9 protein-coding genes, 1 tRNA gene and 3 rRNA genes are annotated in these 15,487 nt (G+C 65.5%); 2 read left to right on the forward strand and 11 right to left on the reverse strand.

Annotated features, from left to right (window positions below):
• Positions 1–42: 42 nt before the first annotated feature.
• The 7 genes from ABEB09_RS07680 to thyX form a co-directional block, all read right to left on the reverse strand.
• Positions 43–115, reverse strand: a tRNA-Thr gene (locus tag ABEB09_RS07680).
• Positions 116–272: 157 nt separating this feature from the next.
• Positions 273–389: ribosomal RNA gene (gene rrf / locus ABEB09_RS07685) — 5S ribosomal RNA — on the reverse strand.
• 74 nt (positions 390–463) lie between these two features.
• Positions 464–3,583: ribosomal RNA gene (locus ABEB09_RS07690) — 23S ribosomal RNA — on the reverse strand.
• 278 nt (positions 3,584–3,861) lie between these two features.
• A 16S ribosomal RNA gene (locus ABEB09_RS07695) occupies positions 3,862–5,388 on the reverse strand.
• Together the 16S, 23S and 5S rRNA genes with 1 tRNA gene alongside form the textbook arrangement of a ribosomal RNA operon.
• A gap of 501 nt (positions 5,389–5,889) precedes the next feature.
• Positions 5,890–7,575 carry a ribonuclease J gene (locus ABEB09_RS07700; protein WP_345688402.1) on the reverse strand — a complete coding sequence of 562 codons (1,686 nt, stop codon included), beginning with the start codon at positions 7,573–7,575 and terminating at the stop codon, positions 5,890–5,892.
• 115 nt (positions 7,576–7,690) lie between these two features.
• Positions 7,691–8,590, reverse strand: a complete 900-nt coding sequence (gene dapA / locus ABEB09_RS07705) for a 4-hydroxy-tetrahydrodipicolinate synthase (RefSeq protein ID WP_345688404.1) — start codon at positions 8,588–8,590, stop codon at positions 7,691–7,693.
• 189 nt (positions 8,591–8,779) lie between these two features.
• Positions 8,780–9,520 carry an FAD-dependent thymidylate synthase gene (thyX, locus tag ABEB09_RS07710; RefSeq protein ID WP_345688406.1) on the reverse strand — a complete coding sequence of 247 codons (741 nt, stop codon included), beginning with the start codon at positions 9,518–9,520 and terminating at the stop codon, positions 8,780–8,782.
• A gap of 152 nt (positions 9,521–9,672) precedes the next feature.
• Between thyX and ABEB09_RS07715 the strand changes: the two genes are divergently transcribed.
• Positions 9,673–9,912: a hypothetical protein gene (locus ABEB09_RS07715; protein WP_345688408.1), complete on the forward strand. Its 240-nt coding sequence runs from the start codon at positions 9,673–9,675 to the stop codon at positions 9,910–9,912.
• A gap of 95 nt (positions 9,913–10,007) precedes the next feature.
• On the forward strand, positions 10,008–10,565 hold the full coding sequence (locus ABEB09_RS07720; RefSeq protein ID WP_345688410.1) for a hypothetical protein: 558 nt from the start codon (positions 10,008–10,010) through the stop codon (positions 10,563–10,565).
• A gap of 28 nt (positions 10,566–10,593) precedes the next feature.
• Here the strand turns inward: ABEB09_RS07720 and ABEB09_RS07725 are convergent, their stop codons facing one another.
• Genes ABEB09_RS07725 through ABEB09_RS07740 form a run of 4 tightly spaced genes read right to left on the reverse strand, consistent with a single transcriptional unit; the run spans position 10,594 to position 15,457 of the window.
• On the reverse strand, positions 10,594–11,046 hold the full coding sequence (locus tag ABEB09_RS07725; protein WP_345688412.1) for a tetratricopeptide repeat protein: 453 nt from the start codon (positions 11,044–11,046) through the stop codon (positions 10,594–10,596).
• 5 nt (positions 11,047–11,051) lie between these two features.
• The gene (gene dapB, locus ABEB09_RS07730; RefSeq protein ID WP_345688414.1) at positions 11,052–11,804 is read right to left on the reverse strand and encodes a 4-hydroxy-tetrahydrodipicolinate reductase; all 753 of its coding nucleotides are present in this window, start codon (positions 11,802–11,804) and stop codon (positions 11,052–11,054) included.
• Between the two features lie 30 nt (positions 11,805–11,834).
• Positions 11,835–13,214 (reverse strand): M16 family metallopeptidase, encoded by a 1,380-nt coding sequence (locus tag ABEB09_RS07735; protein ID WP_345688416.1) that lies wholly within the window; start codon positions 13,212–13,214, stop codon positions 11,835–11,837.
• A complete protein-coding gene (locus tag ABEB09_RS07740; RefSeq protein WP_345688418.1) occupies positions 13,211–15,457 on the reverse strand; it encodes a polyribonucleotide nucleotidyltransferase in 2,247 nt (748 codons plus the stop codon). Before ABEB09_RS07740 ends, ABEB09_RS07735 begins: the two co-directional genes overlap by 4 nt.
• Between the last annotated feature and the right edge of the window lie 30 nt (positions 15,458–15,487).

Here is a 15,487-nt window from a genome sequence, read left to right on the forward strand (position 1 = left end):
AGAAAGGCCCCCCGCCGCGAGGCGGGGGGCCTTTCTTTTCGGAGCCCCCAAACGGAATCGAACCGTTGACCTTCTCCTTACCATGGAGACGCTCTGCCGACTGAGCTATAGGGGCCTGTCGTTTTTGAGGTTTCCCTCGCGGCGACAGGAAAACTATACCCCGAACGAGCGAGGATGCCCAATCGGGCGTTCGCGCGCCGCCGGCTCCGGCCCACGAACGCAAAAAAGCCTCAACCCCCGGCCATGAAGACCAGGGGTTGAGGCTAATAATTGTTCGGCGGCGTCCTACTCTCCCACAGGGTCCCCCCTGCAGTACCATCGGCGCTGAAAGGCTTAGCTTCCGGGTTCGAAATGTAACCGGGCGTTTCCCTAACGCTATGACCACCGAAACACTATGAAGATAACAACTCAACCGGCAAGGGAGTTCGTTACTTCAGAACTAACACAGTGGACGCGAGCAACTGAGGACAAGCCCTCGGCCTATTAGTACCGGTCAACTCCACCCATTACTGGGCTTCCATATCCGGCCTATCAACCCAGTCGTCTACTGGGAGCCTTACCCTCTCAAGGAGGTGGGAATACTCATCTCGAAGCAGGCTTCCCGCTTAGATGCTTTCAGCGGTTATCCCTCCCGAACGTAGCCAACCAGCCATGCCCTTGGCAGAACAACTGGCACACCAGAGGTTCGTCCGTCCCGGTCCTCTCGTACTAGGGACAGCCCTTCTCAATATTCCTACGCGCACAGCGGATAGGGACCGAACTGTCTCACGACGTTCTAAACCCAGCTCGCGTACCGCTTTAATGGGCGAACAGCCCAACCCTTGGGACCGACTCCAGCCCCAGGATGCGACGAGCCGACATCGAGGTGCCAAACCATCCCGTCGATATGGACTCTTGGGGAAGATCAGCCTGTTATCCCCGGGGTACCTTTTATCCGTTGAGCGACGGCGCTTCCACAAGCCACCGCCGGATCACTAGTCCCGACTTTCGTCCCTGCTCGACCCGTCGGTCTCACAGTCAAGCTCCCTTGTGCACTTACACTCAACACCTGATTGCCAACCAGGCTGAGGGAACCTTTGGGCGCCTCCGTTACCCTTTAGGAGGCAACCGCCCCAGTTAAACTACCCATCAGACACTGTCCCTGATCCGGATCACGGACCCAGGTTAGACATCCAGCACGACCAGAGTGGTATTTCAACGACGACTCCACCTGAACTGGCGTCCAAGCTTCACAGTCTCCCACCTATCCTACACAAGCCGAACCGAACACCAATATCAAACTGTAGTAAAGGTCCCGGGTCTTTCCGTCCTGCTGCGCGAAACGAGCATCTTTACTCGTAGTGCAATTTCACCGGGCCTATGGTTGAGACAGTCGAGAAGTCGTTACGCCATTCGTGCAGGTCGGAACTTACCCGACAAGGAATTTCGCTACCTTAGGATGGTTATAGTTACCACCGCCGTTTACTGGCGCTTAAGTTCTCAGCTTCGCCGACCCGAAAGTCAGCTAACCGGTCCCCTTAACGTTCCAGCACCGGCAGGCGTCAGTCCGTATACATCGCCTTACGGCTTCGCACGGACCTGTGTTTTTAGTAAACAGTCGCTTCTCGCTGGTCTCTGCGGCCACACCCAGCTCCGGAGGAAAACTCCATCACCAGACGTGGCCCCCCTTCTCCCGAAGTTACGGGGGCATTTTGCCGAGTTCCTTAACCATAGTTCACCCGAACGCCTCGGTATTCTCTACCTGACCACCTGAGTCGGTTTAGGGTACGGGCCGCCATGAAACTCGCTAGAGGCTTTTCTCGACAGCATAGGATCATCCACTTCGCCACAATCGGCTCGGCATCAGGTCTCACCCTGCATGAGAGACGGATTTGCCTATCTCTCGGGCTACACCCTTACCCCGGGACAACCACCGCCCGGGCTGGACTACCTTCCTGCGTCACCCCATCGCTCACCTACTACCAGTCTGGGTCACCGGCTCCACCACTCCGTGATTGTCCGAAGACGCACACGGCGGTTTCACGGGCTTAGCATCGCTGGGTTCAGCGCTGGCGCTTCAAAGCGGGTACCGGAATATCAACCGGTTGTCCATCGACTACGCCTGTCGGCCTCGCCTTAGGTCCCGACTTACCCTGGGCAGATCAGCTTGACCCAGGAACCCTTAGTCAATCGGCGCACACGTTTCTCACGTGTGTATCGCTACTCATGCCTGCATTCTCACTCGTGAACCGTCCACAACTCGCTTCCACGGCTGCTTCACCCGGCACACGACGCTCCCCTACCCATCACAACACCCGTTGGGGCTTACGCTGCAATGACACGACTTCGGCGGTACGCTTGAGCCCCGCTACATTGTCGGCGCGGAATCACTTGACCAGTGAGCTATTACGCACTCTTTCAAGGGTGGCTGCTTCTAAGCCAACCTCCTGGTTGTCTCTGCGACTCCACATCCTTTCCCACTTAGCGTACGCTTAGGGGCCTTAGTCGATGCTCTGGGCTGTTTCCCTCTCGACCATGGAGCTTATCCCCCACAGTCTCACTGCCGCGCTCTCACTTACCGGCATTCGGAGTTTGGCTAAGGTCAGTAACCCGGTAGGGCCCATCGCCTATCCAGTGCTCTACCTCCGGCAAGAAACACACGACGCTGCACCTAAATGCATTTCGGGGAGAACCAGCTATCACGGAGTTTGATTGGCCTTTCACCCCTAACCACAGGTCATCCCCCAGGTTTTCAACCCTGGTGGGTTCGGTCCTCCACGAAGTCTTACCTCCGCTTCAACCTGCCCATGGCTAGATCACTCCGCTTCGGGTCTTGAGCGCGCTACTGAATCGCCCTATTCGGACTCGCTTTCGCTACGGCTTCCCCACACGGGTTAACCTCGCAACACACCGCAAACTCGCAGGCTCATTCTTCAAAAGGCACGCAGTCACGAGACACCAGCAAGCTGATGTCCGACGCTCCCACGGCTTGTAGGCACACGGTTTCAGGTACTATTTCACTCCGCTCCCGCGGTACTTTTCACCATTCCCTCACGGTACTATCCGCTATCGGTCACCAGGGAATATTTAGGCTTAGCGGGTGGTCCCGCCAGATTCACACGGGATTTCTCGGGCCCCGTGCTACTTGGGGGTCTCTCAAACGAGCCGCTGACGTTTCAGCTACGGGGGTCTTACCCTCTACGCCGGACCTTTCGCATGTCCTTCGCCTACATCAACGGTTTCTGACTCGTCTCACGGCCGGCAGACCGTGAAAGAGAGATCCCACAACCCCGCATGCGCAACCCCTGCCGGGTATCACACGCATACGGTTTGGCCTCATCCAGTTTCGCTCGCCACTACTCCCGGAATCACGGTTGTTTTCTCTTCCTGAGGGTACTGAGATGTTTCACTTCCCCTCGTTCCCTCCACACTGCCTATGTGTTCAGCAGCGGGTGACAGCCCATGACGACTGCCGGGTTTCCCCATTCGGACACCCCCGGATCAAAGCTCGGTTGACAGCTCCCCGGGGCCTATCGCGGCCTCCCACGTCCTTCATCGGTTCCTGGTGCCAAGGCATCCACCGTGCGCCCTTAAAAACTTGGCCACAGATGCTCGCGTCCACTGTGCAGTTCTCAAGCAACGACCAGCCACCCATCACCCTGCTGCAAGACAGCAAGTTCACTGGGGCCGGCGCATGAAGGGCGAGCAACGCTCGCACCCTCAGACACCCAACAGCGTGCCCGACACGATCCCTCGATCCGATCCGCGTTCCACGCCGAAGCAGTACTAGCGGTCCATCTCCTGATCGTGCCGAGTAGTCAACGTTCCACCCATGAGCAACCGTGCGAGACATTCGCTCGCAGTCGGCTATGTGCTCCTTAGAAAGGAGGTGATCCAGCCGCACCTTCCGGTACGGCTACCTTGTTACGACTTCGTCCCAATCGCCAGTCCCACCTTCGACAGCTCCCTCCCACAAGGGGTTGGGCCACCGGCTTCGGGTGTTACCGACTTTCGTGACGTGACGGGCGGTGTGTACAAGGCCGGGAACGTATTCACCGCAGCAATGCTGATCTGCGATTACTAGCGACTCCGACTTCATGGGGTCGAGTTGCAGACCCCAATCCGAACTGAGACCGGCTTTTTGAGATTCGCTCCACCTCGCGGTATCGCAGCTCTTTGTACCGGCCATTGTAGCACGTGTGCAGCCCAAGACATAAGGGGCATGATGACTTGACGTCGTCCCCACCTTCCTCCGAGTTGACCCCGGCGGTCTCCCGTGAGTCCCCAGCACCACAAGGGCCTGCTGGCAACACGGGACAAGGGTTGCGCTCGTTGCGGGACTTAACCCAACATCTCACGACACGAGCTGACGACAGCCATGCACCACCTGTACACCGACCACAAGGGGGCACCCATCTCTGAGTGTTTCCGGTGTATGTCAAGCCTTGGTAAGGTTCTTCGCGTTGCGTCGAATTAAGCCACATGCTCCGCCGCTTGTGCGGGCCCCCGTCAATTCCTTTGAGTTTTAGCCTTGCGGCCGTACTCCCCAGGCGGGGAACTTAATGCGTTAGCTGCGGCACGGACGACGTGGAATGTCGCCCACACCTAGTTCCCAACGTTTACGGCGTGGACTACCAGGGTATCTAATCCTGTTCGCTCCCCACGCTTTCGCTCCTCAGCGTCAGTATCGGCCCAGAGATCCGCCTTCGCCACCGGTGTTCCTCCTGATATCTGCGCATTTCACCGCTACACCAGGAATTCCGATCTCCCCTACCGAACTCTAGCCTGCCCGTATCGAATGCAGACCCGGGGTTAAGCCCCGGGCTTTCACATCCGACGCGACAGGCCGCCTACGAGCTCTTTACGCCCAATAATTCCGGACAACGCTTGCGCCCTACGTATTACCGCGGCTGCTGGCACGTAGTTAGCCGGCGCTTCTTCTGCAGGTACCGTCACTTTCGCTTCTTCCCTGCTGAAAGAGGTTTACAACCCGAAGGCCGTCATCCCTCACGCGGCGTCGCTGCATCAGGCTTTCGCCCATTGTGCAATATTCCCCACTGCTGCCTCCCGTAGGAGTCTGGGCCGTGTCTCAGTCCCAGTGTGGCCGGTCGCCCTCTCAGGCCGGCTACCCGTCGTCGCCTTGGTGAGCCGTTACCTCACCAACAAGCTGATAGGCCGCGGGCTCATCCTGCACCGCCGGAGCTTTCCACCACCATCAGATGCCTGAAGTGGTCATATCCGGTATTAGACCCCGTTTCCAGGGCTTGTCCCAGAGTGCAGGGCAGATTGCCCACGTGTTACTCACCCGTTCGCCACTAATCCCCTCCCGAAGGAGGTTCATCGTTCGACTTGCATGTGTTAAGCACGCCGCCAGCGTTCGTCCTGAGCCAGGATCAAACTCTCCGTGAATGCTTCCCGGTGATCCGGGTCAACACTCGCGTTGAGCGGAACAGGGCGGGAGGAATAGTCCCGCTTCCTGTTCACAGCGTCCTCGCTGTGTTTTTCAAAGGAACCTCGTCTCAGAGAGACGGGGTTATCAACATATCTGGCGTTGACTTTTGGCACGCTGTTGAGTTCTCAAGGAACGGACGCTTCCTTCGTACTCACCCGCAGAGACATTCTCTGGGGCTTTCCTCCGGGCGCTTCCCTTCGGTGTTTCCAACCTTACCAGATCCTTTTCCGTTCCGTTTCCGGTTCGGATTTCGTTTCCGGTGGCCGTTGGAGGGCCTTTTGCCTTTCGGCTGATCCGACTTTATCAGAGATTCTGAGTCGGTTTTCCGGCCCCGTCCGGGTCCCCCTCGGACACGCGAACGTGCCGGGTTCCCGGTCAGGCGGAGCCGTAAACGTACTGGAGCGGGGCGCCCCGATGCAAATCGAGGCGCCCCGCTCCGGGTCCGAGCTGGCGGGTCGTCAGACCTCCACCACCACAGGCAGGATCATCGGGCGCCGGCGGTAGGTGTCGGAGACCCACTTGCCGATGGTGCGCCGGATCAGCTGCTGCAGCTGGTGCGGCTCGACCACGCCGTCCTGGGCCGACCTGTTCAGGGCGTCCTCGACCTTCGGGATGACCGCGTCGAAGGCGCCGTCGTCGATGCCGGAGCCGCGTGCCTGGATGTGCGGGCCGCCGACGATCTTGCCGGTGGTGGAGTCGACCACCACGAAGACCGAGACGATGCCCTCCTCGCCCAGGATGCGGCGGTCCTTCAGGGCCACCTCCGTGACGTCGCCGACCGACAGGCCGTCGACGTACACGTATCCGGCCTGGACCTTGCCGACGATCTTGGCCTTGCCGTCGACCAGGTCGACGACGACGCCGTCCTCGGCGATGACGATGCGGTCCTTCGGGACACCCGTGAGCGCGCCCAGCTCCGCGTTGGCGCGCAGGTGGCGCCACTCGCCGTGGACCGGCATGAGGTTCCTGGGCTTGCAGATGTTGTAGAAGTACAGCAGCTCGCCGGCCGAGGCGTGGCCCGAGACGTGCACCTTGGCGTTGCCCTTGTGCACGACGTTGGCGCCCCAGCGGGTCAGGCCGTTGATCACGCGGTAGACCGCGTTCTCGTTGCCCGGGATGAGGGACGAGGCCAGGATGACCGTGTCGCCCTGGACGATCCGGATCTGGTGGTCCCGGTTGGCCATGCGGGACAGGGCCGCCATCGGCTCGCCCTGGGAACCCGTACAGACCAGCACGACCTCGTCGTCCGGGAGGTCGTCGAGCGTCCTGACGTCGACCACCAGGCCGGCCGGGACCCGCAGGTAGCCGAGGTCGCGGGCGATGCCCATGTTGCGGACCATCGAGCGGCCGACGAAGGCGACCCGGCGGCCGTACTCGTGGGCGGCGTCGAGGATCTGCTGGATGCGGTGGACGTGGCTGGCGAAGCTGGCCACGATGATCCGGCGCTGGGCGTTGGCGAAGACCGAGCGCATGACGTTGGAGATGTCGCGCTCGTGCGGCGTGAAGCCGGGGACCTCGGCGTTCGTGGAGTCGCTCAGGAGGAGGTCGATGCCCTCCTCGCTGAGGCGCGCGAAGGCGTGCAGGTCCGTGAGGCGGTTGTCCAGCGGCAGCTGGTCCATCTTGAAGTCGCCGGTGTGCACGACCATGCCCGCGGGGGTGCGGATGGCCACGGCCAGGGCGTCCGGGATGGAGTGGTTGACCGCGATGAACTCGCAGTCGAAGTGTCCGAGCTGCTCGCGCTGCCCCTCGGCCACCTCGAGGGTGTAGGGGCGGATGCGGTGCTCCTGGAGCTTCGCCTCGATCAGGGCGAGGGTCAGCTTGGAGCCGATGAGGGGGATGTCCGGCTTCAGGCGCAGCAGGTAGGGGACGCCGCCGATGTGGTCCTCGTGGCCGTGCGTGAGCACGATGCCGTCGATGTCGTCGAGGCGGTCCCTGATGGTGGTGAAGTCCGGCAGGATCAGGTCGACGCCGGGCTGCTCCTCCTCGGGGAAGAGGACGCCGCAGTCGACGATCAGCAGTCGGCCGCCGTACTCGAAGACGGTCATGTTGCGGCCGATCTCGCCGAGACCGCCGAGCGGGGTGACGCGCAGTCCGCCCGCGGGCAGCTTCGGCGGCGCACCGAGTTCAGGATGCGGATGACTCAAAAGACTCTCCTCACCACGCGCGCCACGTGCCCTTGAGACACGTGGCGCGCGTGACTGTTCTCTGTGTGTAGTTCGGGGTGTTTCGTTGTTTTGTATTCAGTTATGAAGTCTGTTGCTACAGCTGTACCCCGCCGGCGGCGAGATCGATCTTGAGCTGTGCGGTTTCCTCCGGGGACAGCTCCACGAGCGGCATGCGCAGCGGGCCCGCGGGCAGGCCCTGCAGCGCGAGGGCGGCCTTGGTGGTGATCACGCCCTGCGTGCGGAACATGCCGGTGAAGACCGGGAGCAGCTGCTGGTGGATCTCCGTGGCCTTCTGGACGTCGCCGGTGAGGTGGGCGTCGAGGAGGGCGCGCAGCTCGGGCGTGACGACATGGCCGACGACGGAGACGAAGCCGACGGCGCCGACGGAGAGCAGCGGGAGGTTCAGCATGTCGTCGCCGGAGTACCAGGCGAGGCCGGAGCGGGCGATGGCCCAGCTGGCGCGGCCGAGGTCGCCCTTGGCGTCCTTGTTGGCGACGATGCGCGGGTGCTCGGCGAGCCGGACGATCGTCTCGGTCTCGATGGGGACGCCGCTCCGGCCGGGGATGTCGTACAGCATCACGGGGAGTTCCGTGGCGTCGGCGATCGCCGTGAAGTGGCGGTACAGGCCCTCTTGCGGGGGCTTGTTGTAGTACGGGGTCACCGCGAGCAGGCCGTGCGCGCCGGCGCGCTCGGCGGCGCGGGCGAGCTCGAGGGTGTGGTGGGTGTCGTTGGTGCCGATGCCGGCGACGACATGGGCGCGGTCGCCGACCGCCTCCAGGACCGCCCGTACGAGCTGGTCTTTCTCCGCGTCGCTGGTGGTCGGGGACTCGCCGGTGGTGCCGTTGACGACCAGGCCGTCGTTGCCGGCGTCCACGAGATGGGTTGCGAGCCGCTGAGCGCCGTCGATGTCGAGCGCACCGTCCGCCGTGAAGGGCGTGACCATAGCGGTGAGGACCCGCCCGAAGGGGGTCTGCGGAGTGGAGATCGGAGCCATGGGTAACACGCTACTCGCTGCTCAGCGCATGGGGTCCCCTCGGGGGACGTGATGTAAGTGGAGCCCGGCACTGCCTGCTCGGGGGTTCAAGCAGTGCCGGGTCCGTTTGATCAGGCTAGATGAACTTCTCGAAATGTCGCAATACGGACACTTCGGACGGCTGATCCGTACATCTGTGCCGCCGGGGTACTACGGGGCGACGCGCCCGTTGTTGTTGAAGGCGGCGTACGTCAGCGGCATCAGCTTCGCCCACTCGGCCTCCATCTTCTCGCCCACCATCTCGATCTCGCGCTGCGGGAAGGAGGGCACCTTGGCCAGCTCGTGCTGGGTGCGCAGGCCGAGGAAGTGCATCAGCGAGCGCGCGTTGCACGTCGCGTACATCGACGAGTACAGGCCGACCGGGAGGACCGAGCGGGCCACCTCGCGGGCGACGCCGGCGGCCAGCATCTCCTGGTACGCCTCGTACGCCTGGACGTACGACGCCTCCATGGTGCCGGTGACCAGGTCGTGCTGCTCCTGGGTGCCCTCGACGAAGACGTACTTGCCGGGGCGGCCCTCCTGGACGAGCTTGCGGGAGGTGTCCGGCACGTAGAAGACGGGCTCCAGCTCCCGGTAGCGCCCCGACTCCTCGTTGTACGACCAGCCCACGCGGTGGCGCATGAACTCGCGGAACACGAAGATCGGGGCGCTGATGAAGAACGTCATCGAGTTGTGCTCGAACGGGCTGCCGTGCCGGTCCCGCATCAGGTAGTTGATCAGGCCCTTGGACCGCTCCGGGTCCTTCTTCAGCTCGTCGAGCGACTGCTCCCCGGCCGTGGAGACACGGGCGGCCCAGAGCACGTCCGTGTCGGCAGCGCTGTGCTTGACCAGCTCGACGGTCACATCACTGCGGAAGCTGGGCTTGAGGTCTTCGGCGGGGGTGTCGCTCACCGGCGGGGGTCCTTCCAAATCGCGTCGCTGGGGCGGCGCCCACTCTACGGCCACGGACTGACAGCGGATTTCGGGCACCAAATCGCTCGTGGGCGCGTCTGTACCGGTAGCAACCGAAGAAACCACCCACGAGCTCCCAGGAGAGTCACCACATGTTGCGCCGGCGTGAGGCAGTCCCGTTCTCGTTCGTCGCCGAGGCCGACCGCTTCCGCAGTAACGTCACCCCTCCGGCACGGCAGCGTCCCAGTCCCTCCCAGGTGGCTGGTCGTACGCTGATCGGGCTGACTGTGGTGGCCGGTCTTGTGGGGTCGCTGCTCTTCGGGATGCCGGCGTTGCAGTCCGGACCGTCGGCCGGGCACACGCAGCAGTCCGAGGCATCCGACGGCCGTTGACGCGTTCAGGCCCCTGCTGTGGCCGCTCGTGCAGGCGCTGGGTAGCCTCACCGGGCACAGCCCGAACGAGCGTGCAAAAGACTTAAGGATCAGTCGTGCCCCTGCCCTTCCTGACGGCCGACCGTGCTTTCGAAGCCACGAGCGACGACATGGCGCTCCCCTTCGAGGACCACGACAGCTGGCGCCGTCCCTACCGGCCAGGCCCCTGGCGGGTGATCGCGGCGGCGCTCGCCCTGCTCATCGCCTCGTTCATGCTGCTGGCCACCTTGATCGTCGCCCTGGCGGGGGCGCTGCCCGCGGCCGGCGTGTGCCTGGGAGCCGCGTCGCTGGTCGTCCTGTGCGCGCTGCGGCTGCTGCGGGTGGGCACCTGGGTGAGCCGGCACGGCGTGCGCCGGGTGCGGTTCCTCCGGACGGTCACCGTGCCGTGGGGCCGCACGGCGTCGCTGCGCACGGTGCAGCAGCCGGTGCGCTGGCTGGGGCTGCCCCGGACCGTGCAGGGGCAGGCCCTGCTCCTCGTACGGCACGGGGGCGGGGGTGAGCCGCTGACGCTGCTCACCGACCACAACGCGGACTTCCTGTCCCGGGTCGAGGCGTTCGACCGGGCGGCCGACACGGTGGAGGCCTGGTACGCGGAGTACGGGCAGGCCTCCTAGTCGCGAGGCGCTCCGGGCCGGCCGTGTCTCAGGACGCGGCCGGCCCGCTGTCGTGCAGGGCGATCGCGCGCTGCATGGCCTTGCGGGCCCGCGGGGTGTCCCGGGCGTCGCGGTAGGCGACGGCGAGCCGGAACCAGCAGCGCCAGTCGTCCGGGGCGTCCTCCGTCTCCGCGCGGCGCCTGGCGAACACCTCGTCGGCCGAATCGCGGTCGATCCGCCCGTCCGGGGTGCGCCGCAGCTCGTCGACGGGCAGGCCGCCCTCCGCCTCCAGCTCGGCCGCCAGGCGGTTGGCCCGGGTGACGAAGCGGGTGTTCATCCAGAGGAACCACACGCCGATGCCCGGCAGGACGAGCGCCGCGATCCCGAGCGTGACGGTGATCGCGGTGCCCTGCTGGATCAGTGCCACGCCGCGGCCGCCGACCAGGACGAACCAGACGGCCAGGAAGGCGGCCGTGACGAAGTACGTGATCTTCGCACCCATGGGGATCAGCCGAGGTCGAGGAAGTTTTCCAGGCCGAAGGTCAGGCCCGGGGTCGTGACCACTCGGCGGGCGCCGAGCAGGATTCCCGGCATGAAGCTGCTGTGGTGCAGCGAGTCGTGCCGGATGGTGAGCGTCTCGCCCTCGCCGCCGAGCAGCACCTCCTGGTGGGCGAGCAGGCCCCGGAGCCGTACCGCGTGGACCGGGACGCCGTCGACGTCGGCGCCGCGGGCGCCGTCCAGGGCCGTGGCGGTCGCGTCGGGCTGCGGGGCGCAGCCCGCCTCGGCGCGGGCGGCCGCGATGAGCTGGGCGGTGCGCGTGGCCGTGCCGGAGGGGGCGTCCACCTTGTTGGGGTGGTGCAGCTCGACGACCTCGACGGACTCGAAGTACGGCGCCGCGATCTGCGCGAACTTCATGGTCAGCACGGCGCCGATGGAGAAGTTCGGCGCGATGAGCACCCCGGTGTCCGGGGACGCGTCCAGCCAGCCGCCCAGCCGGCTGAGGCGGTCCTCGGTCCAGCCGGTCGTGCCGACGACGGCGTGGATGCCGTGGCGTACGCAGAAGTCGAGGTTGTCCATGACCGAGTCGGGCGTGGTCAGCTCGACCGCGACCTGGGCGCCGGCCTCGACCAGGGACTCCAGCCGGTCGCCCCGGCCCAGGGCCGCGACCAGCTCCATGTCGTCGGCGGCCTCCACGGCTCGTACGGCCTCGGAGCCGATACGGCCCTTGGCGCCGAGAACGGCCACGCGCAGCTTGCTCATGCTTGCTTCCTTACGGGGTGGGGTTGCCGGTCAGGCGACGGCCTCGTCGAGGCGGTCCGCCTGCTTGTCCTTCAGCGGGCCGATCACGGACAGCGAGGGGCGCTGTCCGAGGAGGTCGGCCGCCACCGCGCGGACGTCGTCGGGGGTCACGGACGCGATGTGGGCGAGCATGTCGTCCACCGACATCTGGTCGCCCCAGCACAGCTCGCTCTTGCCGATGCGGTTCATCAGCGCTCCCGTGTCCTCCAGGCCGAGGACGGTGGAGCCGGAGAGCTGGCCGATGGCGCGGGCGATCTCGTCGTCGGCCAGTCCCTCGTGGGCGACCCGGTCGAGCTCGTCGCGGCAGATGCGCAGCACGTCGTGGATCTGGCTGGGGCGGCACCCCGCGTACACGCCGAACAGGCCGCAGTCGGCGAAGCCCGAGGTGTAGGAGTAGACGCTGTAGGCCAGGCCGCGCTTCTCGCGGACCTCCTGGAAGAGGCGCGAGGACATGCCGCCGCCGAGGGCGGTGTTCAGCACGCCGAGGGCCCAGCGGCGGTCGTCGGTACGGGCGTACCCGGGCATGCCGAGCACCACGTGGGCCTGCTCGGTCCTGCGGTTCAGCAGCTCGACGCGGCCGGCCGTGCGGATGGCGCGGTGGCCGTCGCGGGGGGTGACGGGGACGGCGTCGGTGCGGGTGAGGGCGCCGGCCTTCTCGAAGGCGCGGCGGACCTGCCGTACGACGGTGGCGTGGTCGATGTTGCCGGCCGCCGCGACCACCAGGTGGGTGGGGTCGTAGTGCTTCTTGTAGAAGCGGGCGACCTGGTCGCGGGTGAGGGCGTTGATCGTGTCGACGGTGCCGAGGACCGGGCGGCCCAGCGGGGTGTCGCCGAACATCGTCTTGGCGAACAGGTCGTGGACGACGTCGCCCGGGTCGTCCTCGGTCATCGCGATCTCTTCGAGGATCACGCCGCGCTCGGCGTCGACGTCCTCCGCCAGGATCAGCGAGCCCGTCAGCATGTCGCAGACGACGTCGATGGCCAGCGGCAGGTCGGTGTCGAGGACCCGCGCGTAGTAGCAGGTGTACTCCTTCGCCGTGAAGGCGTTCATCTCGCCGCCGACCGCGTCGATGGCGGCGGAGATGTCGAGGGCGCTGCGCTTGTGCGTGCCCTTGAAGAGGAGGTGCTCCAGGTAGTGCGTGGCGCCGTTGAGGGCGGGCGTCTCGTCGCGGGAGCCGACGTGCGCCCAGATGCCGAAGGTGGCGGAGCGTACGGACGGCAGGGTCTCGGTGACGATGCGCAGGCCGCCCGGCAGGGTCGTACGGCGGACCGTGCCGATGCCGTCCTTGCCGGGGAGAAGCGTTTGGGTACGGGCGACGGCCCGCGCCTCCGGGGAGGTGCGGGCCGTCGTCCTGGAACTACGGGACGTCACTGGTCGGTGTCGTCCTTCTTCTCGCCCTCGGCGCCCGCGGCGGAACCGCTCGTGGACTCGGCCTCCTCCGCGATCACGGGGATCAGGGAGAGCTTGCCGCGCTGGTCGATCTCGGCGATCTCGACCTGGACCTTGGAGCCGACCGCGAGCACGTCCTCGACGTTCTCCACGCGCTTGCCACCGGCGAGCTTGCGGATCTGCGAGATGTGCAGCAGGCCGTCCTTGCCGGGCAGCAGGGAGACGAACGCGCCGAAGGTGGTGGTCTTGACGACCGTACCCAGGTAGCGCTCGCCGACCTCCGGCATGGTCGGGTTGGCGATGCCGTTGATCGTGGCGCGGGCGGCCTCGGCGGACGGGCCGTCGGCGGCACCGATGTAGATGGTGCCGTCGTCCTCGATCGTGATCTCGGCGCCGGTGTCCTCCTGGATCTGGTTGATCATCTTGCCCTTGGGGCCGATGACCTCGCCGATCTTGTCCACGGGGATCTTGACGGTGATGATCCGCGGGGCGTTGGGGGACATCTCGTCCGGGCGGTCGATCGCTTCCATCATCACGTCGAGGATGTGGAGGCGGGCGTCGCGGGCCTGCTTGAGGGCCGCGGCCAGGACGGAGGCCGGGATGCCGTCCAGCTTGGTGTCGAGCTGGAGGGCGGTGACGAACTCCTTCGTACCGGCGACCTTGAAGTCCATGTCGCCGAAGGCGTCCTCCGCACCGAGGATGTCGGTGAGGGTGACGTAGTGCGTCTTGCCGTCGATCTCCTGGGAGATCAGGCCCATGGCGATACCGGCGACGGGGGCCTTCAGCGGCACACCGGCGTTCAGCAGCGACATGGTGGAGGCGCAGACCGAGCCCATCGACGTGGAGCCGTTGGAGCCCAGGGCCTCGGAGACCTGGCGGATCGCGTACGGGAACTCCTCGCGCGACGGCAGGACCGGCACGAGGGCGCGCTCGGCGAGGGCGCCGTGGCCGATCTCGCGGCGCTTCGGGGAGCCGACGCGGCCCGTCTCACCGGTGGAGTACGGCGGGAAGTTGTAGTTGTGCATGTAGCGCTTGCGGGTCACCGGGGAGAGGGTGTCCAGCTGCTGCTCCATGCGGAGCATGTTGAGGGTGGTGATGCCCAGGATCTGGGTCTCGCCACGCTCGAACAGGGCGGAGCCGTGGACGCGCGGGATGGCCTCGACCTCGGCGGCCAGCGTACGGATGTCCGTGACGCCGCGGCCGTCGATGCGGACCTTGTCCTTGATCACGCGCTCGCGGACCAGCTGCTTGGTGAGCGAGCGGTACGCGGCGGAGATCTCCTTCTCGCGGCCCTCGAACTGCGGGAGCAGCTTCTCGGCGGCGACGGCCTTGACGCGGTCCAGCTCGGTCTCGCGGTCCTGCTTGCCCGCGATGGTGAGCGCCTGGGCCAGCTCCGTCTTCACGGCGGCGGTGAGCGCCTCCAGGACGTCGTCCTGGTAGTCGAGGAAGATCGGGAACTCGGCGACCGGCTTGGCGGCCTTGGCGGCGAGGTCCGACTGGGCCTTGCACAGCACCTTGATGAAGGGCTTGGCGGCGTCCAGACCGGCGGCCACGATCTCCTCGGTCGGCGCGTCGGCGCCGCCCTCGACGAGCTTGACCGTCTGCTCGGTGGCCTCGGCCTCGACCATCATGATCGCGACGTCGCCGTCCTCCAGGACGCGGCCCGCGACGACCATGTCGAAGACGGCGTCCTCGAGCTCGGTGTGCGTCGGGAAGGCCACCCACTGGCCGCGGATCAGCGCGACGCGGACGCCGCCGATCGGGCCCGAGAAGGGCAGGCCGGCGAGCTGCGTGGAGGCGGAGGCGGCGTTGATGGCGACCACGTCGTAGAGGTGGTCCGGGTTGAGCGCCATGATCGTCGCGACGACCTGGATCTCGTTGCGCAGGCCCTTCTTGAAGGACGGGCGCAGCGGGCGGTCGATCAGGCGGCAGGTGAGGATCGCGTCCTCGGAGGGCCGGCCCTCGCGGCGGAAGAAGGAGCCGGGGATCTTGCCGGCCGCGTACATCCGCTCCTCGACGTCGACCGTCAGCGGGAAGAAGTCGAGCTGGTCCTTGGGCTGCTTGGACGCGGTGGTGGCCGACAGCACCATGGTGTCGTCGTCCAGGTACGCAACGGCGGAGCCGGCGGCCTGCCTGGCCAGGCGGCCCGTCTCGAAGCGGATGGTGCGGGTGCCGAAGGAGCCGTTGTCGATGACGGCTTCGGCGTAGTGGGTTTCGTTCTCCACCAGCGGTTTCTCCGTTTACTTGTCGTCTTT

It is taken from the genome of Streptomyces coeruleoprunus (assembly GCF_039542925.1).
GTDB lineage: Bacteria > Actinomycetota > Actinomycetes > Streptomycetales > Streptomycetaceae > Streptomyces > Streptomyces coeruleoprunus.